Raw genomic sequence first — 20,721 nt, 5'->3', positions numbered from 1 at the left:
GGGGGGCTCCTAGCCGGCTTCGGGCGTGCTTGCGCTGCCGCTGGCCGGGGTCGGCCGGGGTTTGCCGTAGGTTTCGAAGAGGGTGATGACCTCTGCCATTTCAGTGGCCGAGAGAATGCTGGGTTCGCCAAGCTGGCAGGCCCGCCAGTAGTGTTCGCAGAGGGTTTCGAATTCGACGGCGAGGGACAGGGTGCGGCGCAGGTCGCTGCCGAACACCAGCATGCCGTGGTTGGCAAGCAGGCAGGCGCTGCGGTTTTCGAGGGCCGCAAGGGCGCTGTCGGAAAGGGCCTGGGTGCCGAAGGTGGCGTAGGGCGCGCAGCGGATGTCGTCGCCGCCGAAGCGGGCAATCATGTAGTGAAAGGCGGGAATGGCGCGGCGGTGGCAGGCGAGGGCGGTGGCGAAGGGCGAATGGGCATGCAGCACGGCGCCGGCCTCGGGGTGGGCCTGGAGTACGTCGCGGTGCATGCGCCATTCGGACGACGGGGCGAAGGGCCCCTGCCAGCTGCCGTCCATGGCGACGAGGGCCATGTCGTCGGCGCTGCAGTCTTCGTAGCTGCGGCCGCTCGGGGTGATCAGGAACCCCCGCGCGCAGCGCACGCTGGCGTTGCCGGCCGTGCCGGTGTTGAGCCCGCTGCTGGCCATCGCCTTTGCGGTGGAGAGCAGGCCTTCGCGCAGGACGTTCTCATTCATCATCGCAGCTCCTGTTCAGGCTTGGCGCCCGGCGATCGCGGCGAGTCCGTCCGCGGGAAAAACGCCGAACTCGCAGATTATGCCAGCCACCAGTCCGGCCGGCGTGACGTCGAAGGCCGGGTTGCAGGCGGCCGTGGTGGGCCCGGCAAGGCGGATGCCGGCAGGCAGGCCGGCCGCATCAAGGCCCTGGATGATGCGCACTTCGTCGGCGCTGCGCTCCTCGATGGGAATCGCGCGGCCGTGGGGGCAGTTGAAGTCGACGGTGGAGCGGGGCGCGGCAATATAAAAAGGGATGTCGTGGGCGCGGGCGGCGAGGGCTTTGAGGTAGGTGCCGACCTTGTTGGCGGTGTCGCCGTTGGCGGCGATGCGGTCGGCGCCGGTGATCACCGCGTCGACCCGCCCTTCGGCCATCAGCCAGCCGGCCGCATTGTCGGCGATGAGGGTGTGGGGCACTCCGGCGCGGGCCAGCTCCCAGGCGGTGAGCAGACCCTGGTTGCGCGGGCGGGTTTCGCTGACCCAGACGTGCACTTCGATGCCGGCGGCGTGGGCAGCGTAGATCGGAGCGAGGGCGGTGCCGTGGCCGCAGGTGGCAAGCCAGCCTGCGTTGCAGTGGGTCATTACGTGGAGCGGCTGGTTTTGGTTGGCGGCCAGTGCCTGCAGCAGGCCCAGGCCGTGGTGGCCGATGGCGGCGTTGGCGGCCGCGTCGCCGCTCTGGATTGCTTCGGCGGCGGCCCAGGCTGCGGCGCTGCGCTCCGCGGCGGGCAGCGGACGCAGTGCGGCCTGCATGCGGTCGAGTGCCCAGTGCAGGTTGACCGCGGTGGGACGGGTGGCACGCAGGCAGGCGTCGGCGGCCTGCAGTGCGGCGTCGGATGCGTTGTTCCGCAGGGCGAGGGCGATGCCGAAGGCGGCCGTGGCGCCGATCAGCGGGGCGCCGCGCACCTGCATGTCGCGAATGGCGGTGGCCGCATCGTCGAGGGTGTCGAGGCACACGAAAACCTCCTGCCAGGGCAGGCGGGTCTGGTCGAGGATGATGACCTGGTCGCCATTCCGGCGCAGGGTGGGGCAGTGGTCGGACACGGGTTTCCTTCAGCTCGAAAGTCGTCGGGGAGGCGATTGTAGCGGCGCACCGCCTGGCGTGGCTGGCCGCAGCGGGCTGCATCTGCCAGAATCGCCCGGCCTGTTCCGGAGTGAGTGCCATGCCCAGTTTTCCTGCCGCTGTCGTTTCCCGCCTGCCCACGGTTGGCACGACCATCTTTACCACGATGTCCCGCCTGGCCCAGGAGTGCGGGGCGATCAACCTGTCCCAGGGGTTTCCCGACTTCAACGCCGGGGATGTGCTCTTCGAACGCGTGGCCCACTGGATGCGTGCCGGCCACAACCAGTACGCGCCAATGGCCGGCGTGCCGGCCCTGCGGGGGGCGATCGCCGCCAAGGTGCGGGCGCTGTATGGTGCCGATTACGACCCGGAGCTGGAGATCACGGTAACGGCCGGGGCAACCCAGGCGCTCTTCACCGCAGTGGCGGCGCTGGTGCATCCGGGCGACGAGGTGATCGTTTTCGAGCCGGTTTACGATTCCTACGTGCCGGCCATCGAGCTGGCTGGCGGTGTGGTGCGCCGGGCCCGGCTGGCGGCGCCGGATTACCGCCCCGACTGGGCCGCGGTGCGCGCACTGGTGTCGCCCAGAACACGCATGATCATGATCAACACGCCCCACAACCCGAGCGGCACGGTGTGGCTGGCCGACGATCTGCGCGAGCTGGCGGCCATTACCGCCGGCACCGGCATCATCGTGGTGGCGGACGAGGTCTATGAGCACATCGTTTTTGACGGCCTGCGTCACGAGAGCGTTGCCCGCTACCCCGATCTGGCCCAGCGCAGCGTGGTGGTATCGAGCTTTGGCAAGACTTACCACGTGACCGGCTGGAAGGTCGGCTACGTGCTGGCCCCGCGCGAACTGATGGCCGAGTTTCGCAAGGTGCATCAGTTCAATGTGTTCACGGTGAATACGCCGGTACAACTGGCGCTGGCCGATTACATGGCCGACTCCTCGCGTTATCTCGAGCTGGCTGCCTTCTACCAGGCCAAGCGCGATACGTTCCGGGCCGGGCTGGCCCGCACCGGTTTCGAGCTGCTGCCCTGCACCGGCACCTACTTCCAGACGGCCCGCTACGGCGCAATCTCGGATGCGCCGGATACCCGATTCGTCGACTGGCTGACCCGCGAGGTGGGTGTGGCGGCGATTCCCTTGTCGGCATTTTTTGGCGACGGGCACGACGAGAAGGTCATCCGCTTCTGCTTTGCCAAGCGGGACGAGACGCTGGCGGCGGCCTTCGAGCGGCTGGAACGCTTCTGCTAAACTGGGTCGGATATTTCTGGAGCCTCGCTCGTGCGCAATCTTCTTCTGTTTGTTCTTTTTCTGATCGGTCTTTTTTATGCGCGGCGCGCCTTGCGTGGCAAGGGCGGCAAGGCCGGCAAGGCCGCCGGCGAAGGGCCGGACGCGGCAGGTGGCGGCCGGCAGCGTGAGGCTGAACACCCGGAGATCGAGCAGATGGTGGCCTGCGCCCATTGCGGCCTGCATGTGCCCGAAAGCGAAAGCGTCCGTGGGGCGGGTGAGTTCTTCTGCTCGGACGAGCATCGCCGTCTTGGCGTGCGCCGGTGAAAGGCGCGCAGCTCAATCTTGATTCGCCGGACTTCGCAGATGAAGCCGGCCGCGCGGAGCCGCTGCGCTACCTCAATCTTTTCCGTCTGATCCTGTCCGGCCTGTTTCTGGTGGCCGGGAGAGCCCTCCAGCTCGGAGGGGATTCACCGACGATCTTCTTCGGATCCTCTTTCGCCTACCTGGCGGCGGTGCTGATCCTCGGTTTTCCGGATGCCGCCCGGGTGCTGGGCCGAAGCCGGCTGATCACCCTGCAGGTGCTCGTCGACATCACCCTGCTGACGCTCATCATGTGGGCCAGTGGCGGCTACCGCAGCGGCATTCCCATCCTCATCCTGATTGCCCTGGCGGGCGCCGGGCTGGTGGGGCAGGGGCGCATGGTGCTGTTCTACGCGGCCTATGCAACGCTGGCGGTGCTGCTTGAAAACATGTTCCGCCTGCTCTCCGGGCGGGATACGGTGGATTTTTTTACCGTCGGCGTCACCTGCATCGGCTTTTTTGCCATCGCCCAGGTGGCACGCCTGCTGGCCTTGCGGGCCCTTGCCAACGAAAACCTGGCGCGTCAGCGGGGGGCCGATCTGGCCAGCCAGTTGCGCTTGAACCAGCAGATCATCCAGGACATGCAGGACGGCGTGCTGGTGCTCGGGGAGGGCGGCGTGGTGCGCCAGTTCAACCCCCAGGCGGTGGCGCTGCTGGGTGCCAGCCTGCGCGAAGGCCTCGTTCTTGGCGCGTGCGCGCCGGCCCTCGAGCGCGAGTTGAAGCGTCGCGCGGAGCAGGGTGATTCGGCCCACAGCTTCCGCGCCGACGGCAGCGGAAAGATGCTGCTGGCGCGTTTTCTGGCCGCGGGTGAGGCCAACGAAACCCTGGTTTATCTTGAAGACTTCGACCGCATCCACCGCCAGATCCAGCAGGTCAAGCTGGCGGCGCTGGGGCGGCTCACCGCCAGTATCGCCCACGAGATCCGCAATCCGCTGGCCTCCGTCTATCAGGCGGCCGAGTTGCTGCTGGACGAAAAGCGCAGCGAGATGCAGGCCCGGCTGATCCGCATCATCGGCAACAACGCCCAGCGCATCGACCGTCTGGTGGCCGATGTGCTGGCCCTTGGCCGGCGCGACGAAGCGCTGCCGGAAGCCCTGCCGCTGGCGGATTTTGTGGCCGAATTCCTGGACGAGTTTGCGCTGACCGAAGGCGCCGCCGGGCAGGGCGTGGTTGTGAGTACCGTGCCGCCCGGCATCGAGATGGCGATGGATCGCACCCATCTGCGGCAAATCCTCTGGAATCTGGTCGGAAACGCACGCCGGCATTGCAGTGGCGGGCCCGCTGCGGTAAAAATCGATGCTGCGCTGCGAGATGACGGTCGCGTAGCGCTGGATGTCTGCGACGACGGGCCGGGTATTCCGGAGCCCTTGCGGGCACAGGTTTTTGAACCGTTTTTCACCACCCATTCGAAAGGGACAGGTCTTGGGCTTTACATTTCCCGGGAGCTGGCCGAAGCCAACGGTGCGGTGCTCGAACTGTGCGTGAACGTGCCGCCGGCGCGCTTCAGCCCGCCTGATCCGGCTCCGTTGTCCGGAGCCCATTTCCGCATCATCGGACGCGTCAAACCATGACCCAGATTGAAAGACGAGCACGCTCCAGTGGCCCGGACGTGCTCATCGTCGACGACGAGGACGACATCCGCGAACTGCTCGAACTGACCATGCTGCGCCTTGGCCTGGCCAGCGACGGTGCGGCAAGCCTCGCCGAGGCCCGTCGCCTGCTCGGCGAGAAGCGCTACCGCCTGTGCCTGACCGACATGCGCCTGCCTGACGGCGATGGCCTCGAGCTGGTGCGCTACATCTCGGAAAACCTGCGCGACCTGCCGGTGGCGGTGATCACCGCTTTTGGCAGCATGGACAACGCGGTGACGGCGCTCAAGGCCGGTGCCTTCGACTACCTCTCCAAGCCGGTTTCCATCGACCAACTGCGGGCGCTGGTGAAATCGGTGTTTTCGCTCTCGTCGAAGACCGATGAAGGCGAGCGCAAGGACAGCTCCAGCCTGACCGGTGAATCGCCGGCGATGGTCCAGGTTCGCTCGCTGATCGACAAGCTTGCCCGCAGCCAGGCGCCGGTTTTCATTTCCGGCGAATCGGGCAGCGGCAAGGAGCGCGCGGCGCGGATGATCCACGATCTCGGGCCGCGGGCCGCGGCGCCGTTTGTCGCGGTGAACTGTGGCGCGATTCCCGAGAACCTCATGGAGAGCGAATTCTTCGGGGCTAAGAAGGGCGCTTTCACCGGCGCCGACAGTGACCGCGAAGGTTTCTTCCAGGCTGCGCACGGGGGCACGTTGTTCCTCGACGAGGTGGCCGACCTGCCGCTGCCGATGCAGGTCAAGCTGCTCAGGGCGATCCAGGAGAAGAAGTTCCGCCGTCTGGGTGACACCGTCGAAACCAGCGTGGACGTGCGTATTCTCAGCGCCACCCACCAGAACCTGAAGGCGATGGTCGATGCCGCCCGCTTCCGTCAGGATCTGTTTTATCGCCTTAATGTCATTGAGCTGCGCATGCCGGCCCTGCGGGAGCGCAGCGAGGACATTCCGCAGCTGGCCGAAACCCTGCTGGCACGCCTGTCGGAATCGTCGGGGCTGCCCACGGCGAGGCTCACGGCCGACGCGTTTGCGGCGCTGAAGGCCTACGCCTTTCCGGGCAACGTACGTGAGCTGGAAAACATTCTCGAGCGGGCGCTGGCGCTGTCGAGCGGCGAGCTGATCAAGGCCGACGATCTGATGCTTGATCCGGCCGACCAGGGCGAGGCGAGCCCGGCAGCACAGGCAACGCCCGGCGGGGCCGACCTTCAGGACTATCTCGACCTGGTGGAGCGCCAGGTGATCGAGGAGGCCCTCGACAAATCCGGCGGCAACCGCACCGCGGCCGCGCGGGCGCTGGGGGTGACGTTCCGCTCGCTGCGCTACCGCCTGGAGCGCCTGGGCATCAAGGAGTAGCGGGGCGCGGGTTTCAGGCCCGGGTGCTGGCCGAGGCTTCGGCTTCGAGCAGGCGGGTGATGTCTGCCGCTGGCTGTGGCCGGGCGAACAGGAAGCCTTGCATGATCCGGCACTGGCGCTCGAGCAGAAAATCCCGCTGGGCTTCGGTTTCGACGCCTTCAGCCACCACTTCGAGCCCGAGGTCGCGGGCGATGGACAGGGTGGCCGTGGCAATGGCGGCGTCTTCCGTGTCGCCGGGCAGGTCGCGAATGAAGGAGCGGTCGATCTTGAGGTGCGTGAGCGGCAGCCGCTTGAGGTAGGACAGGCTTGAGTAGCCGGTGCCGAAATCATCGAGGGCGAGGCCGAGGCCCATGCCGCGCAGCGTGGCGAGCTGGGTTTCGGTTTCGGGGGTCGGCTGCATCAGCGCGCTTTCGGTGAGTTCCAGCTCCAGGAAGCGCGGCTCGGCGCCGCTGTTCTGGATGATCTCGCGCACTCTGTCGACAAACCCCTGTTTGCGAAACTGCAGTGCGGAGATGTTGATTGCCACGGTGATTGGCGGCAGCCCGGCGGCCTGCCAGGCCGCTTGCTGGCGGCACGCTTCGCGCAGCACCCAGTCGCCGATGGCGTGGATGATGCCGCTATCTTCGGCGACCGGAATGAATTCGTTGGGCGAAATCCGCCCGTTTTCGGGATTGTCCCAGCGTATCAGCGCTTCGACGCCGATCAGGCGCCGGGCTGGCATTTCCCATTGGGGCTGGTATTCGAGCAGCAATTCGTCGCGCTCGATCGCCCGGCGCAGGGCGTTTTCGAGCTTGAGGCGGGCGAAGGCGCGGCTGTTCATGTCCGGTGTGAAGAAACGGAAATCGTTGCGACCCCCGTTCTTGGCGTCGTACATGGCGGTGTCGGCGTGCTTCAGCAGCGCAGCCATGTCCGCGCCGTTGCCGGGGTAAAGGGCAATGCCGATGCTGGTGGTGATGATCAGGTCGTGGTTTTCGATCTGGAAGGGCGCGGTCAGACTGGCGATGAGCTTCTGGGCCACGATGGCGGCGTCGTCGGGCCGGTTCAGGTGGGGCAGCAGAATGACGAATTCGTCGCCGCCGAGACGGGCCAGGACGTCCTCGTCGCGCAGGCAGTCCGACAGGCGTCCGGCGACACCCGACAGCAGGCGGTCACCGGTCGGGTGGCCGAGGGTGTCGTTGATGGTCTTGAAGTTGTCCAGGTCGAGAAACAGCACGCCCAGCCGCAGCTGGTGCCGGCGTGCAATGGCGAGGGCCTGCTCGGCGCGGTGGGCCCAGAGGGTGCGGTTGGGCAGCCCGGTCAGGGTGTCGTAGTGGGCCAGGTACTGGATGTGCGCTTCGGTGGCGCGGATGGCGGTGACGTCCTGGACGGTTCCGCGCAGCATTGCCGTGCCGCCGGGGCCGGGGGCGGCTTCGATGGAGAAGTGAAGGATGGGGCTGTTGTTGCCGGCCTTCGGCAGGCGCACATCGAAGCTTGTGGCGGACTGCCGCTCTTCGGCTTCCCGCAGGGCCTTTTGCAGCGTGGCGCGGTCGTCCGGATGGATCGCGGCAACCAGTGCGGCGAGGCTGCCGTCCCCGTTCTGCTCCAGCCCCAGGATTCGGTACAGCTCGGCAGACCAGTGACCTTCGCCGGTGCCCGGCCTGGCTTCCCAGCTGCCAAGCCGGGCGATCCGCTCGGCATGGGTGAGGATGGCCTGCTGGGCATGCAGGCGCTGGCCGGCCTCGGCCAGCTCGGCGGTGCGCCGGGTGACAAGTTCTTCGACGCGGCGGGCGTGGCCCGTTGTTGAGAGCAGAAAGGCGCCGAGCATGCCGGTCGAGACAAGTCCGATAGCCATCAGTGTCCAGGTTTCCCAGCCGCGGTGGAGGGGGGTGTAGCCGGGTTCGGGGGCGAAACTCAACTTCCAGGTCTGCCCGCCGAAATCGAAGATTTCCTGCCACGGGGTGAGACCGCCCGCGCCGGGCTGGCCTGCCACCGGGCAGTTTGCCTGCCCGGCCAGCCGCCTGCCGGTGGGGTATTCCGGCGTGATCTCGGCCAGGCAGTAGCCGATGCCGGATATGTGATTCGGACCGAGAATGCCTTCGAGGGCATCTTCGATGCGCAGGGCGACGAAGACCACTCCGTCAGCGGGCAAGGCTGCGTGTGTGCCGGCTTGCCGCGTTTTCTGGTAGATCACGATGCCTAACTTGCGCTCGGTTTCCTGGGTGAGTTCGAAGGTGCGGGTGGCGGCCGCCTTGCCGTCCAGCAGGGTTCGGCTGATCGCCTCGGCCGCGTGGGGGATTGACAGCACATTCACGCCAAGAGCCCGGCGATTGCCCTCGAGCGGGGCGACATGGCGGATGACGTAGTACTCGGCCCGGCGCGCCAGGGGTGCCAACTGGTTGTTGCCACTGCGGTCGACCGCCCGGAAATCGTGGGTGGCCGGCACGGCGCGGGCACTTCGCTCCAGTGCGCCAAGCCTTTCATGGGGCGTGCGGGGAATCCAGCCGATGCCCTGTAACCCGCCGATGCGCGACAGCCAGGTGGCGGCAAAGTGTTCGAAGTGTTCCTGATCCAGCCCGGGGGCCGCGACCATGACTCTTTCGGTGGACTGGAGGACGTCCAGGTAATCGGAGAAACGCGTTACCACCAGGCTGGCCAGGTGGCTGGCATCCCGCTCGAAGCGGGACTGGAGGCGCTGGTGTTCCCATTTGGCGACCTGTATTTCGAGACCGGTCAGGAGGATCAGTGCAACCGTGAGGGGCAGGGCGATGGCCATCCGGCGTGGTGCCCAGTCGCGCCGCGGGGTGCCGATAAAGACAAACGTCAAGGGTGTGGCGATGAGGATGCCGATGGCGTCGCCCGCCCACCAGTTCCACCAGCTGAAGCCGGCCTCGTTGAGCGGCAGGAGGTCGAGCATGACCAGGGCGCCTACGCCAAAGCTGGCACTGACAAGGCAGCTGAGCGGCGCGGCAATGAAGAGCAGACGCAGGATCGCGCCCGCGGTGTCGAGCGTGTTGGGAAATCCCACCCAGCGGCGCGCCAGTGCGGCGCCGACGAAGGCCTGCAGCACGGCACCGGTGGCCACGCACAGGGGAACGATCCAGCCCCAGTTGTCAAAGCCGCTGCGCATGACCGCTTCGGCGTTGGTCACCAGCGAACCGAGCAGAATGGCCGGCCAGATGCGCGGGCCGTAAATCAGCATGCCGGCCAGGGCGATTCCGGCCGCGGGAAAGAGGGGGGCAACGTAGCCGGGAGGAATCGCGATATGCAGGGCGATCAGGCCGCAAACGGCGTAGGCAAGTGCGATTCCGGCAAGCGGACTGATGCGATGGGAATGAAACATCGGATGGGATGAAAAGGGGGCAGGCGGAGCGCCAATGTCTGGATTGTAATAATTGTATCGCGGCGTGGTTGACGGGCGGGCAGGACGATTCGGCCGGCATGACCATGATCCATGATCCATGGGCAGTGGCATCCGGTCATGCGCTTTTGCTGCAATGCGGTAACATCCGTGATCCAATGTCGGGCGCGACACGTTCGTGCTGACGCACAGCCTCTGCCAGGGCATGGCGGGGGAGTACGGCTCATAGCCGATTTTGCGGTATTTCAGATTCGGGCCGAGCGGCCTGGTTCGAGTTGTATCAGGAGAGCTGAATGTCCCAAGTGCTTGCAGAAGGGCAGAGCCGACAATCTCGGTTGCAGGTCTTGCCGGTTTCGCTTGCAGCGATGGGCGTGGTTTTCGGTGATATCGGTACAAGTCCTCTGTACACGATGAAAGAGGTCTTCAACGGGCCCCATGCTGTTCCGGTCACGCCGGACAACGTGCTCGGAATCCTGTCGCTGGTGTTCTGGGCGCTGACCATCGTTGTTTCGCTGAAATACGTCGTGTACATCATGCGGGCCGACAACCGTGGCGAAGGGGGGATCATGGCCCTGACCTCCCTGGCCATGCGAACCAACAAGTCACCGCGCCTGGGGTCGCTCATGGCGATGCTGGGTTTGTTCGGTGCGGCCCTGTTCTACGGGGACGGCATGATCACTCCGGCCATTTCGGTGCTCTCCGCGGTCGAAGGGCTGGAGATCGCGACGCCCGCCTTTCGCCCTTACGTGCTGCCGATTTCGCTGGTCGTGCTGACCGGCCTGTTCGTCATCCAGAGCAAGGGCACGGCGCGGGTCGGGGCGGTTTTCGGTCCGGTCATGCTGTTCTGGTTCACCACGCTGGGTGTGCTTGGCGCCATCAACGTGGTCCGTCACCCGGATGTCCTGCAGGCGATCAATCCGGCTTACGCCCTTGCCTTTTTCGCCGACAATCACTGGCCGGGTTTCCTGGCGCTCGGTGCCGTGGTGCTGGCCATCACGGGGGGCGAGGCACTTTATGCGGACATGGGCCATTTTGGACGCCGGCCCATCAAGGTGGCCTGGTTCGGCTATGTTTTCCCGGCGCTCTACCTCAACTACCTGGGGCAGGGCGCGCTGATCATCGACGATCCTTCTGCCGTCAAGAATCCCTTTTACCTGCTGGTGCCGGAGCCCTTGCTCATTCCGATGGTCGGTCTGTCGACGCTGGCGACGATCATCGCCTCGCAGGCCGTCATTTCAGGGGCGTTCTCGTTGACCAAGCAGGCGGTGCAGCTGGGCTACTCGCCGCGAATGCACGTGGTGCACACCTCGGACAAGGAGGTCGGCCAGATTTACGTGCCGAACGTGAACTGGATGTCGCTCGGTGCGGTGATTGCGCTGGTGCTCGGCTTCCGGTCCTCGAGTGCGCTGGCGTCGGCCTACGGTATCGCCGTCACGCTGACGATGATGATCGACACCGTCCTGGCCTTTTTCGTCGTACGTGCCTTGTGGCATTGGGGGTGGGCGCGGGCCGTGGGCTTTGTGGCGCTGTTCTTCACCGTGGATTTCGCCTTCTTCAGTGCCAACAGCGTCAAGGTTCTCGACGGCGGCTGGTTTCCGCTGGCCATGGGGCTGGCGGTGTACACCCTGCTGATGACATGGAAGAAGGGCCGCGAAGCGCTTGCCGAAAGAATGCGCCAGGACACGATGCCGCTGGAAATGTTCATCTGTTCGATGTTCCACGATCCTCCGCTGCGGGTGCCGGGCACTGGCGTCTTCATGACCACCGCGCCGGATGGCGTGCCGCGGGCGCTGCTTCACAACCTTTTGCACAACAAGGTGCTGCACGCCCGCGTGGTGCTGGTGAACGTCATCACCGAGGACATTCCCTATGTGGCAGAGGTCGATCGGGTGAGGGTCGAGGAGCTGGACTTCGGCTTCTACCGGGTTTTTGTCCGCTACGGGTTCAAGGATGATCCGGACATTCCCGCGGCGCTGGCGCTCTGCGAAAGCCAGGGGCTGCCGTTCGAACTGATGGAATCGTCTTTTTTCCTTGGTCGCGAGACCCTGATTCCGCGCACAGGATCGTCGATGGCGCTGTGGCGGGAGCGCCTCTTCATCGTGATGTTCCGCAATGCCCACAGCGCAGCCGATTTCTTCTGCATTCCGGCCAACCGGGTGGTGGAGTTCGGTACCCAGGTTGAACTATGAAACTTTGTCTCTGCCGCCAAAGTGCTCATTTTGAGCGATACGACAATATAATATCCGGCTGCGTCAGCCTTCAAGGCCTTTGAAACAGGGCTTGCGCCGGGCCAGAAGAGCCTGCTGGCCCGGTCGGCTGGAGTTGTCGGCCCCACATTTTCTGTAAAAATTGGGGTCCAGCATGTTGCCGTTCGTCGGATCGTGCCGATGGATTGGCGATGTAATTTTTTTTCTCGTGACGGGCATCACAGGTGCCCGGAGTCATTGGCGCTATCGTTCGTCTGCACGCATTTTCACGCATTTGGCAAATCTGCGTGGCGTAATCGGCGTCTGCCGGCAGCCCGACTCGAAGGGGAACGGCAAATCGTTTTTTTGTGGGGTGTGCGGTCGGTTTCGCGCCTCGTTGGCTGATCTCATCTGCATGGGCGGTCGTCTTTAAAGGGTGACCGAAGGTCGGAATGCTCAAATTATTCAATCATTACGTACCGTCTAGCACAATCCTTCAGCTGATTTTCGATGCCATGCTGCTGTTCGTGGCGGTTGTCGTGGTTTTTGTGCTGCAGGCGCGGGTGGACGGAATGCTTGTTGCTGCAGTCGTGCCCTCGGCCTTTGCCTTTGCTGTGGCAATGATGATCCTGAACGGTGCGCTCGGCCTCTATCGGCCAGGCTTCGGCGCGGATTTCCGTCAGACATTGATGCGGATCGGGATGTCCATCGCGCTGAGTGTTCCGGTGGCTTACGGTATATTCCAGGTTCTGCCATGGGGCGAGTTCGCTCATGAGGCGCTTGAGCTGAATGTGATTGCCCTCCTGGGTTTCGTGGTTGCAGTGCGCGGTTTTACGGCCCGGCGCACGGGTGCAGGGGTTTTTGTGAAACGTATCATGGTAATCGGGACGGGTTCGGATGCAGCAGCGGTCGAGCATGCACTTACCCATCCCGCGAGTTCCAGTCTTCAGGTCGTGGGCTTCTATCCCGCCGCTTCCGGAGACGAGGTTCGGGTCAATCCCAAGCAGATCATCCATTTCGATGGCAGCCTGCTGGCCGCCGCGAATCATCTTCGCGTCACCGAAATCATCGTCGCGCTCAAGGAGCGCAGGGGCGGCGCCATTCCGCTGCGCGAACTGCTCGACTGCAAGATGGCCGGCATCAAGGTGCTCGACCTGTCGAGCTTTTTCGAGCGGGTGCGTGGTCAGGTGCGTATCGATTCCCTGCGGGCGAGCTGGCTGATCTACGGCGAAGGCTTCCGTCAGGGCTGGGGCCGGACGCTGGTCAAGCGCGTTTTCGACATCTTCGTTTCGCTGCTTCTGCTGGTGCTTGCCGCGCCTGTCATGGTGCTTGCCGCACTGCTGATCGTGCTGGAGGATGGCGCACCGGTGTTCTATCGCCAGGAGCGCGTTGGTCTGGGCGGACGGCTGTTCAAGGTCACCAAGTTTCGCAGCATGCGCCGGGATGCCGAGCGGGACGGCAAGCCGCGCTGGGCAACCGCCAACGACGATCGCGTGACGCGGGTCGGGCGTTTCATCCGCCGGGTTCGCATCGACGAACTGCCGCAATTGTTCAATGTTCTCAAGGGCGACATGAGCCTCGTCGGGCCGCGTCCCGAACGCCCTTTCTTCGTCGATCAGCTGACCCGCGATATCCCCTTCTATGCAGTACGTCACTGCGTCAAGCCGGGTGTCACGGGCTGGGCCCAGGTCCGGTACCAGTACGGATCATCGGTGGATGACGCGATCAACAAGCTGCAGTACGATCTCTATTACGTCAAGAACCACACGCTGTTCCTCGATACGGTGGTGTTGTTCGAAACCGTCAGGGTTGTGCTTACCGGTGAGGGGGCGCATTAAGCCCGGCCGGTATTCTCCCGCAACGCAATGTTGTCCAGACGCTCCCCTGCCAGGGAGCGTTTGTTTTTCTGCTGAGGCTTGATGGATTCCATCCTTTCCCAATTTTCGGCGTGGAGCTACGCATTTGCCGCGCTGCTCCACGGTCTCTTCGGGCTTTACCTTGGTGTGGCCTGGCGCAAGGGCCGGCAGGGGATCTTTCTTATCGCCGCAGTCGTGACCAGCGGACTGTGGGCGGCGGCAAACTGGGCGTTTGCCGCATCGGGCTGGGTCTGGATGTTCCAGTTGGGAAATCTGCTCGATGTGCTGCGGATGGCCGCGTGGTTCGGTTTTCTGGTGGCGATGCTTTCCCAGCCTGCTGCCGGTGGATCGGACGGCGCGCTTCCGGGCTGGCCCCGGCCGGGCGTGCTGGCCGTCGTGACGCTCGGCGCGGTGGGTGTGGCCTGTTTTACGCTGGGTCTGCCTGCCTACGGCACGCCTTTGCGCACCTGGGCGGCAACTTCGCTGCTCACCTCCGTTTTCGGGCTTGTGCTCCTCGAACTGTTCTATCGCTCGGTGACGGAGCGCTCCCGCTGGGGGGTCAAGCCGCTGGTGCTGGCGCTGGGCGGGCTCTTTGCGTTCGACGTCTATCTGTATTCCGAGATGTTGCTGTTCAGCCGTATCCATCCGGTGATCTGGGGCGTGCGGGGGTTTGCGCATGCGCTGGCGCTGCCTTTGGTTGCCGTGTCGGCGTCCCGCAATCCCGAGTGGACCTTCCGTGTTTCGGTGTCCCGCCACGTGGTCTTTCATTCGACGGCGCTGGCCGGGTCGGGCCTGTACCTGCTCATCATCGCCGCGGCCGGCTACTACATGCGCTACTTCGGCGGCGAGTGGGGCGAGGCGCTGCAGCTGGCGCTGCTGTTTGGCGGCGTGCTGTTTCTAGGCGTGATCTTCGTTTCGGGCGCATCCCGGGCCCGTCTCAAGGTTTTTCTGGCCAAGCATTTCTTCGCCTATCGTTATGACTACCGGACGGAATGGCTGGGCGTAACACAGGCCCTGTCCGTTGCCGGCGACGGACTCAGCCTCGGCGAGTCCGTCGTCAAGGCTCTGGCTGATCTCGTCGAAAGCCCCGGAGGCGGTGTCTGGCTGCGCGATGCGAATGGCTGCTACAGTCAGCAGGCGCGACTGAACATGCCGCACTATGGCATCCAGGAACGTGAGGGCTCCGAGTTCACCGCCTTCATGCTTGAACGTGAATGGGTCGTGAACCTGCAGGAGTTGCGCAGCGGCGTTTCGGCCGGAATCAAGCAGGCCCAGCTGCCTGAATGGGCGTCCGATCTGTCGGATATCTGGCTGATCGTGCCGCTGATTTCGTCCGGTGTGCTGGTGGGCTTCGTGGTGCTTCTTACGCCGCGTACGCCTATCGACGTGAATTGGGAGGTTCTCGACCTGCTGAAGATGGCTGGCCGGCAGGCTGCAAGCTACTTTGCCCGGATGCAGGTGACCGATGCGCTGCTGGAGGCCCGCAAGTTCGATGCCTTCAACCGCATGTCGGCCTTTGTGGTTCATGACCTCAAGAATCTCGTCGCCCAGATGTCGCTGATGCTGAGGAACGCCGAGCGCCACAAGGATAATCCGGAGTTCCAGGCCGACATGCTCGATACGGTCCGGCACGTCGAGGAGCGGATGCGCGGCCTGATGACCCAGCTGATGGAAAAAACGCCGATCAACCAGAGGAAGCCGGTGCCGCTCAACGCCTTGCTGGCGCATATCGTCCAGTCAAAACGAATGTTCCAGCCCTGTCCGCGATTCGTCGAAGGAGCGCCCGAACTGTCCGTTATTGCCCATTCCGAACGACTTGAACGCATCCTTGGGCATATCGTGCAAAATGCCCTAGACGCTACTTCCGAGCATGGTAGTGTGTCAGTGGAGCTATCCCAGCAGCGTAATCAGGCATGCATCACGGTTCGTGATACCGGATCGGGCATGTCTGCTGCATTCATTCGGGAGCAGCTTTTCAAGCCTTTTCAGACAACAAAGGCGAGCGGTATGGGGATAGGCGCCTACGAGGCGCAACAGTATGTCCAGGAGCTGGGAGGCAACCTTGCCGTGCATAGCGAAGTGGGTGTCGGAACCCGCTTCGACATCTGTCTTCCCCTTGCCGAGAACGTCCAGAACGCCGGTAACACAACGGTCGCAAACTAAGGGATATGACTGATAAACGCAGGACCTTGTTGATCGTCGAAGACGATCCGGCGCTGCAAAAGCAGATGCGCTGGGCTTTTGACCAGTTCGAAACGGTGGTTGCGAGCAACCGCGAAGAAGCCATCGCGCAATTGCGGCGTCACGAGCCGGCCATTGTCACGATGGATCTCGGCCTGCCGCCGGCCCCCGATGACGTAACCGAAGGCTTTCGGCTGCTGGGCGAGATTCTGGCCCTTGCACCGGATACCAAGGTCGTTGTCCTGACCGGCCAGCACGATCGCGAAAACGCCGTGCGTGCCGTGGGCATGGGAGCCTACGATTTCTTTGCCAAGCCTTTCGAGCCCGAACTTCTGGCGCTGACCCTCGACCGCGCCCTGCGCCTTTACGATCTGCAGCAGGATAACCGGCGCCTGAAAGTCCAGCAGGGCAGTGCGCTGTCCGGCGTCATCACCCGCGATGCAGGAATGCTGAAGGTTTGCCGGCTCATCGAAAAGGTCTCCTCGGCAAACGTGACCGTCATGCTCCTGGGCGAGAGCGGTACCGGCAAGGAGGTGCTGGCACGTGGCCTGCATGAATTGTCGCCGCGCCGGAACGAGCGTTTCGTCGCCATCAACTGCGCCGCCATTCCCGAAAACCTCCTTGAAAGCGAACTTTTCGGTTACGAAAAAGGCGCTTTCACCGGTGCCGTCAAGCAAACCCTCGGCAAGATCGAGGTGGCCAACAAGGGCACTCTGTTTCTCGACGAAATCGGCGATCTCCCGATGCCGTTGCAGGCCAAGCTGCTGCGTTTTCTGCAGGAGCGGGTCATCGAGCGGATCGGCGGCCGTGAAGAGATCCCGGTGGATGTGCGCATCGTCTGTGCCACGCACCAGGACGTCAAGGGGCTGATCCAGGCCGGACGTTTCCGGGAAGACCTCTACTACCGCCTTGCCGAGATCATTGTCGACATTCCCGCCCTGCGTGATCGCGACGGCGATGCAGTACTGCTCGCCCACGCCTTTGTACAGCGCTTCGCCGGCGATCATGGTCGCGGCTCCATGAGCCTGACCGATGACGCGGTGCAAAGCATTGAATCCCACCGCTGGCCGGGCAACATCCGCGAGCTGGAAAACGCAATCAAGCGTGCGGTCATCATGGCCGATGGAAACTGCATTTCAGCCGACGATGTCGGCCTCGACGTGAATACCGATGAGGCGCTCGAGGCGCTGAATCTGCGTGTTGTGCGCGAAGAGGCCGAACGGCGGGCCGTCGTCCGGGTGATTGCCAGGGTGAACGGCAACGTGGCCCGCGCGGCCGAGGTGCTCGGCATCAGCCGGCCCACGCTCTACGATTTGATGAACCGCTTCGGAATCAAGAAAGAGACTTCAACGTGATTCAAGGAACCCTGCAGATGCGTGCCCAAACCAAGCGCAGCAAAGTCCGGAATGTCGCCGTAAGCACGCTGTGCGCCTTGCTTCTCGCCGCATGCGGCGCCAGCCCGGAGTCGATGGTTACTTCCGCCAAGGAATACATCGCCAAGAATGATCGCAATGCGGCCACGATCCAGCTCAAGAATGCGCTGCAGAAAAACCCGGATATCGGCGAGGCCCGCTATCTGCTCGGCAAGCTTTATTTCGAACAGGCCGATTATCCCGGCGCTGAAAAGGAACTGACCCGCGCGCTGGACGCCGGCTATTCCGCCGATGAAGTTGTTCCGATTCTGGCCAAGGCCCTGCTGGCATCCGGCCAGGGCGACAAGATCGACAGCCTGCTGACCAGTCGTCAGCTCAAGCAGCCCGAGGCGCGCGCCGCCCTGCTGACGACCCAGGGTCTCGACCTGTTGGGACGGGGCAAGCGTGAAGAGGGCTCGGCAGCCTTGAATGCGGCATTGAAGGAATCCCCCGGCTATGCCCTGGCCCGGGTCGGACTCGCACGCACGCGCGCTCTCGGTCGTGACCTCGAAGGTGCGCTTGCCGACGTGGATGGCGTCCTGAAGGAATCGCCGAAGCTCGCCGAGGCCAACTCGCTGCGTGGCGACCTGCTGCTTGCACTCAACCGGTTCGACGAAGCCGTGTCTGCTTACGAGGCGGTCATCGCCGAGAAGCCGACGGATGTCGCCGCCCACCAGAATCTGATCTCCGTGCTTTTGCGCCAGAACAAGCTGGAAGCGGCCCAGGCCAAGGTCACCGATATGCGCAAGGCGCTGGGCGGACACCCCCTGGCGGTGTACCTGCAGTCCTACGTCAACGTTCGTAACGGCAAGACCAACGAGGCTTACGAGGGCATCCAGCAGGTACTGCGAAGTGCCCCCGACTACGTGCCGGCGCAACTGCTGGCGGCTACCCTCCAGTTGCAGCGCCAGGACTTCGTCCAGGCCCAGGAAAATCTCAACAAGGTCATTGCGCGGCAGCCCAATCTTCTGCTGGCGCGGCGGCTGCTTGTTTCCACCTACGTCGGCATGCGCGAGCCGGGCCGGGCGCTCGAAGCCCTGCAGCCGCTGCTCAAGGATCGTAGCGACGATGTGGGCTTGCTGAACCTGGCGGGTCAGGTGTACGCGATGAACGGTGACTTCACCCGCTCCGAGGAGTATTTCGGCCGTGCTACCGCCGCCGATCCCAAGAATGCCCAGTACCGTACTCGCCTGGGTGTGTCGAGGCTGGCCGGCGGGGAAACCGAACAGGCCTTCCATGATCTCGAGGCCGCCTCTGCACTGGATTCGGACAGCATCCAGGCCGACATCACGCTGATCATGGCCCACCTTCGCCGCAATGAGATCCCCAAGGCGATGGCTGCGGTACAGGTGCTCGAAAAGAAAAAGCCGGACGATCCTGTCACCCACAACATGAAGGGGGGCGTGTTGCTTGCCAGCCGGGATGCGGCAGGTGCGCGCAAGGCATTCACCCGGGCGCTCGAACTCAAGCCTGATTTCCTCCCCGCCGTCGCCAATCTGGCCCGCCTCGACATCGCTGACAAGCAGGTCGATGCGGCCCGCAAGCGCTACGACGACTTCATCGCGAAAAACCCCAAGTCGTCCCAGGCCTATCTCCAGTACGCAGAATTCCTTGCCACGACCGGTTCCCAGGTCAAGGATGTGCAGGCTCTGCTGGACAAGGGGCTCGCGGCTGTGCCGACAGCGCTGCCGATCCGCGCGGCGCTGGTGCGCCTGCTGGTGCAGAGCGGGGATTCGAAGCGGGCATTGCTGCTGGCCCAGGAAGCATCGGTCGCTGCGCCGGACGATCCGAGCGTGCTTGAACTGCTCGGTCGCGCCCAGGTTGCCGCCGGTGAAATGCAGCAAGCATTGAGTACTTACACCAAACTCAGTTCGCGCGTGCCCGGGTCGCCGGCACCGCTGGTTGCACTGGCCGACCTTCAGGCTGCTTCCAAGGATTTGGCGGGTGCAGAGCAGAGCCTGCGCAAGGCGCTGGCTATCAAGCCGGATGCGGTTGAGGCTCAGCAGCGCCTGATCGCACTTTTGCTCAACAGCAAGCGCGGTGATGCCGCGATTGCCATTGCCAAGGACATCCAGAAACAGCGGAAGGATGCGGCTGTCGGGTTCGTTCTTGAAGGCGAATTGCTGGCGGCAACGGGCAAAAAGGCTGAAGCGGTTGACGCCCATATCGAGGCATACAAGCGCGACAAGAGCCCGCAGTCCTTCGTCCGGCTCCACTCGGCCCGGATCGCTGCCGGCCAGGCGAGCGAGGCGGCCAAGCAGGCGACCGAATGGGTCAAGGCCAATCCGAAGGATCTGGTCGTTCGAACCTACCTTGCCGAACGCAGTCTTGCCGAGCAGAAGTACGATCTTGCTGTGCAGCAGTATCGCCAGATGCTCGAACTTGCACCCAAGAATCCGATGATTCTCAACAACCTGGCCTGGGCGCTGGGCAAGGTGAACGACAAGAGTGCGATCAGTATTGCCGAGCAGGCGGTTGCCCTGGCGCCGAACAGCCCGGTCGTGCTTGATACGCTGGGTATTCTGTACCTTGAAAGCGGTGATGCCGCCAAGGCAACCGAGCTTCTCAGGAAGGCTGTCAGCCTCGGACCGAAGTTGCCGCAGTTGCGTGTCAGCCTTGCCCGGGCGCTCGTCAAGAGCGGTGACAAGGACGGTGCGCGCAAGGAACTCGACGAAGCGCAAAAGGGCGCAACCGACAATTCCCCGCTCCGTGCCGAGATCGACAAGCTTCGCGCGACCCTCTGACCAGATAAATTTTTAGTACTGAAATCAGGAACGAGTAAATGACCACCATCGCAGTAATCGGCCTCGGCTACGTTGGCCTGCCCCTCGCCGTCGAGTTCGGCAAAAAAGTGAAGACCGTCGGCTTTGACCTCCACCAGGAGAAAGTCGACGCCTACGCCCGTCACGTGGATCCGACCGGCGAAGTGAGCACCGCAGACCTCAAGGCCGCCGTGCACCTCACCTGCAGCACCGACCCGAAGATCATCGGCGAAGCCGACTTCATCATCGTTGCCGTGCCCACCCCGGTGGACGAAGCCCACCAGCCGGACTTCACCCCGCTGGTCAAATCGTCCGAGAGCGTCGGCAAGCACCTCAAGCGCGGCGCCATCGTCGTGTACGAATCCACCGTGTATCCCGGTGCCACCGAAGAAATCTGCATTCCCATCCTCGAGAAATTCTCGGGCCTCAAGTGGAAGCAGGACTTCAACGTCGGCTACTCCCCCGAGCGCATCAACCCGGGCGACAAGGAACGCACCGTCACCAAGATCATGAAGGTCGTCTCCGGCGACACCCCGGAAACCCTCAAGAAGGTTGAAGAGGTTTACGGCTCCGTGATCACCGCCGGCGTCTACCCGGCCAGCTCGATCAAGGTGGCCGAAGCCGCCAAGGTCATCGAAAACACCCAGCGCGACCTCAACA

13 protein-coding genes are annotated in these 20,721 nt (G+C 63.8%); 10 read left to right on the top strand and 3 right to left on the bottom strand.

Features of this window, described 5'->3' with window-relative positions:
• Positions 1–9: 9 nt before the first annotated feature.
• A complete protein-coding gene (locus Q1W26_RS13620; protein ID WP_300441112.1) occupies positions 10–693 on the bottom strand; it encodes a class II aldolase/adducin family protein in 684 nt (227 codons plus the stop codon).
• A 12-nt stretch (positions 694–705) separates the two neighbouring features.
• The gene (gene mtnA / locus Q1W26_RS13615) at positions 706–1,767 is read right to left on the bottom strand and encodes an S-methyl-5-thioribose-1-phosphate isomerase (RefSeq protein ID WP_300441109.1); all 1,062 of its coding nucleotides are present in this window, start codon (positions 1,765–1,767) and stop codon (positions 706–708) included.
• Between the two features lie 119 nt (positions 1,768–1,886).
• Between mtnA and Q1W26_RS13610 the strand changes: the two genes are divergently transcribed.
• From Q1W26_RS13610 to Q1W26_RS13595, 4 genes are read left to right on the top strand one after another with little or no spacing between them, the layout of a single operon-like run.
• On the top strand, positions 1,887–3,047 hold the full coding sequence (locus tag Q1W26_RS13610) for a pyridoxal phosphate-dependent aminotransferase (RefSeq protein WP_300441107.1): 1,161 nt from the start codon (positions 1,887–1,889) through the stop codon (positions 3,045–3,047).
• Positions 3,048–3,077: 30 nt separating this feature from the next.
• Positions 3,078–3,350 carry a PP0621 family protein gene (locus Q1W26_RS13605; protein WP_300441104.1) on the top strand — a complete coding sequence of 91 codons (273 nt, stop codon included), beginning with the start codon at positions 3,078–3,080 and terminating at the stop codon, positions 3,348–3,350.
• Positions 3,347–4,957: an ATP-binding protein gene (locus Q1W26_RS13600; RefSeq protein WP_300441102.1), complete on the top strand. Its 1,611-nt coding sequence runs from the start codon at positions 3,347–3,349 to the stop codon at positions 4,955–4,957. Before Q1W26_RS13605 ends, Q1W26_RS13600 begins: the two co-directional genes overlap by 4 nt.
• On the top strand, positions 4,954–6,327 hold the full coding sequence (locus tag Q1W26_RS13595) for a sigma-54 dependent transcriptional regulator (protein WP_300441099.1): 1,374 nt from the start codon (positions 4,954–4,956) through the stop codon (positions 6,325–6,327). Before Q1W26_RS13600 ends, Q1W26_RS13595 begins: the two co-directional genes overlap by 4 nt.
• 13 nt (positions 6,328–6,340) lie before the next feature.
• On the opposite strand, the gene Q1W26_RS13590 is transcribed toward Q1W26_RS13595, so the two are convergent.
• Positions 6,341–9,646 carry an EAL domain-containing protein gene (locus Q1W26_RS13590; RefSeq protein WP_300441096.1) on the bottom strand — a complete coding sequence of 1,102 codons (3,306 nt, stop codon included), beginning with the start codon at positions 9,644–9,646 and terminating at the stop codon, positions 6,341–6,343.
• Between the two features lie 311 nt (positions 9,647–9,957).
• On the opposite strand from Q1W26_RS13590, the gene Q1W26_RS13585 reads away from it, so the two are divergent.
• The 6 genes from Q1W26_RS13585 to Q1W26_RS13560 form a co-directional block, all read left to right on the top strand.
• A complete protein-coding gene (locus Q1W26_RS13585) occupies positions 9,958–11,853 on the top strand; it encodes a potassium transporter Kup (protein ID WP_300441093.1) in 1,896 nt (631 codons plus the stop codon).
• Positions 11,854–12,302: 449 nt separating this feature from the next.
• A complete protein-coding gene (locus Q1W26_RS13580; protein WP_300441090.1) occupies positions 12,303–13,688 on the top strand; it encodes a TIGR03013 family XrtA/PEP-CTERM system glycosyltransferase in 1,386 nt (461 codons plus the stop codon).
• Between the two features lie 81 nt (positions 13,689–13,769).
• Positions 13,770–15,869 (top strand): XrtA/PEP-CTERM system histidine kinase PrsK, encoded by a 2,100-nt coding sequence (gene prsK, locus Q1W26_RS13575; RefSeq protein WP_300441087.1) that lies wholly within the window; start codon positions 13,770–13,772, stop codon positions 15,867–15,869.
• 5 nt (positions 15,870–15,874) lie between these two features.
• Positions 15,875–17,242 carry a PEP-CTERM-box response regulator transcription factor gene (gene prsR / locus Q1W26_RS13570; protein WP_300441085.1) on the top strand — a complete coding sequence of 456 codons (1,368 nt, stop codon included), beginning with the start codon at positions 15,875–15,877 and terminating at the stop codon, positions 17,240–17,242.
• 17 nt (positions 17,243–17,259) lie between these two features.
• Positions 17,260–20,043, top strand: coding sequence for an XrtA/PEP-CTERM system TPR-repeat protein PrsT (gene prsT / locus Q1W26_RS13565; RefSeq protein WP_300441082.1), 2,784 nt, complete (start codon positions 17,260–17,262; stop codon positions 20,041–20,043).
• Positions 20,044–20,081: 38 nt separating this feature from the next.
• Positions 20,082–20,721: nucleotide sugar dehydrogenase (locus tag Q1W26_RS13560; protein WP_300441079.1), on the top strand; the 640-nt coding region annotated here is incomplete at its 3' end.

This window comes from Zoogloea sp. (assembly GCF_030157465.1).
GTDB lineage: Bacteria > Pseudomonadota > Gammaproteobacteria > Burkholderiales > Rhodocyclaceae > Zoogloea.
The sequence above is the reverse complement of the archived record's forward strand: the minus strand, read 5'-3'. Positions and strand labels throughout refer to the sequence as shown.

What these genes read in the sequence shown, in the direction of transcription:
- prsT (WP_300441082.1), top strand. Translation starts at nt 17,260, where the DNA reads ATGCGTGCCCAAACCAAGCGCAGCAAAGTCCGGAATGTCGCCGTAAGC.
- prsK (WP_300441087.1), top strand. Translation starts at nt 13,770, where the DNA reads ATGGATTCCATCCTTTCCCAATTTTCGGCGTGGAGCTACGCATTTGCC.
- Q1W26_RS13610 (WP_300441107.1), top strand. Translation starts at nt 1,887, where the DNA reads ATGCCCAGTTTTCCTGCCGCTGTCGTTTCCCGCCTGCCCACGGTTGGC.
- Q1W26_RS13620 (WP_300441112.1), bottom strand. Translation starts at nt 693, where the DNA reads ATGATGAATGAGAACGTCCTGCGCGAAGGCCTGCTCTCCACCGCAAAG.
- prsR (WP_300441085.1), top strand. Translation starts at nt 15,875, where the DNA reads ATGACTGATAAACGCAGGACCTTGTTGATCGTCGAAGACGATCCGGCG.
- Q1W26_RS13590 (WP_300441096.1), bottom strand. Translation starts at nt 9,646, where the DNA reads ATGTTTCATTCCCATCGCATCAGTCCGCTTGCCGGAATCGCACTTGCC.
- Q1W26_RS13585 (WP_300441093.1), top strand. Translation starts at nt 9,958, where the DNA reads ATGTCCCAAGTGCTTGCAGAAGGGCAGAGCCGACAATCTCGGTTGCAG.
- Q1W26_RS13580 (WP_300441090.1), top strand. Translation starts at nt 12,303, where the DNA reads ATGCTCAAATTATTCAATCATTACGTACCGTCTAGCACAATCCTTCAG.
- Q1W26_RS13595 (WP_300441099.1), top strand. Translation starts at nt 4,954, where the DNA reads ATGACCCAGATTGAAAGACGAGCACGCTCCAGTGGCCCGGACGTGCTC.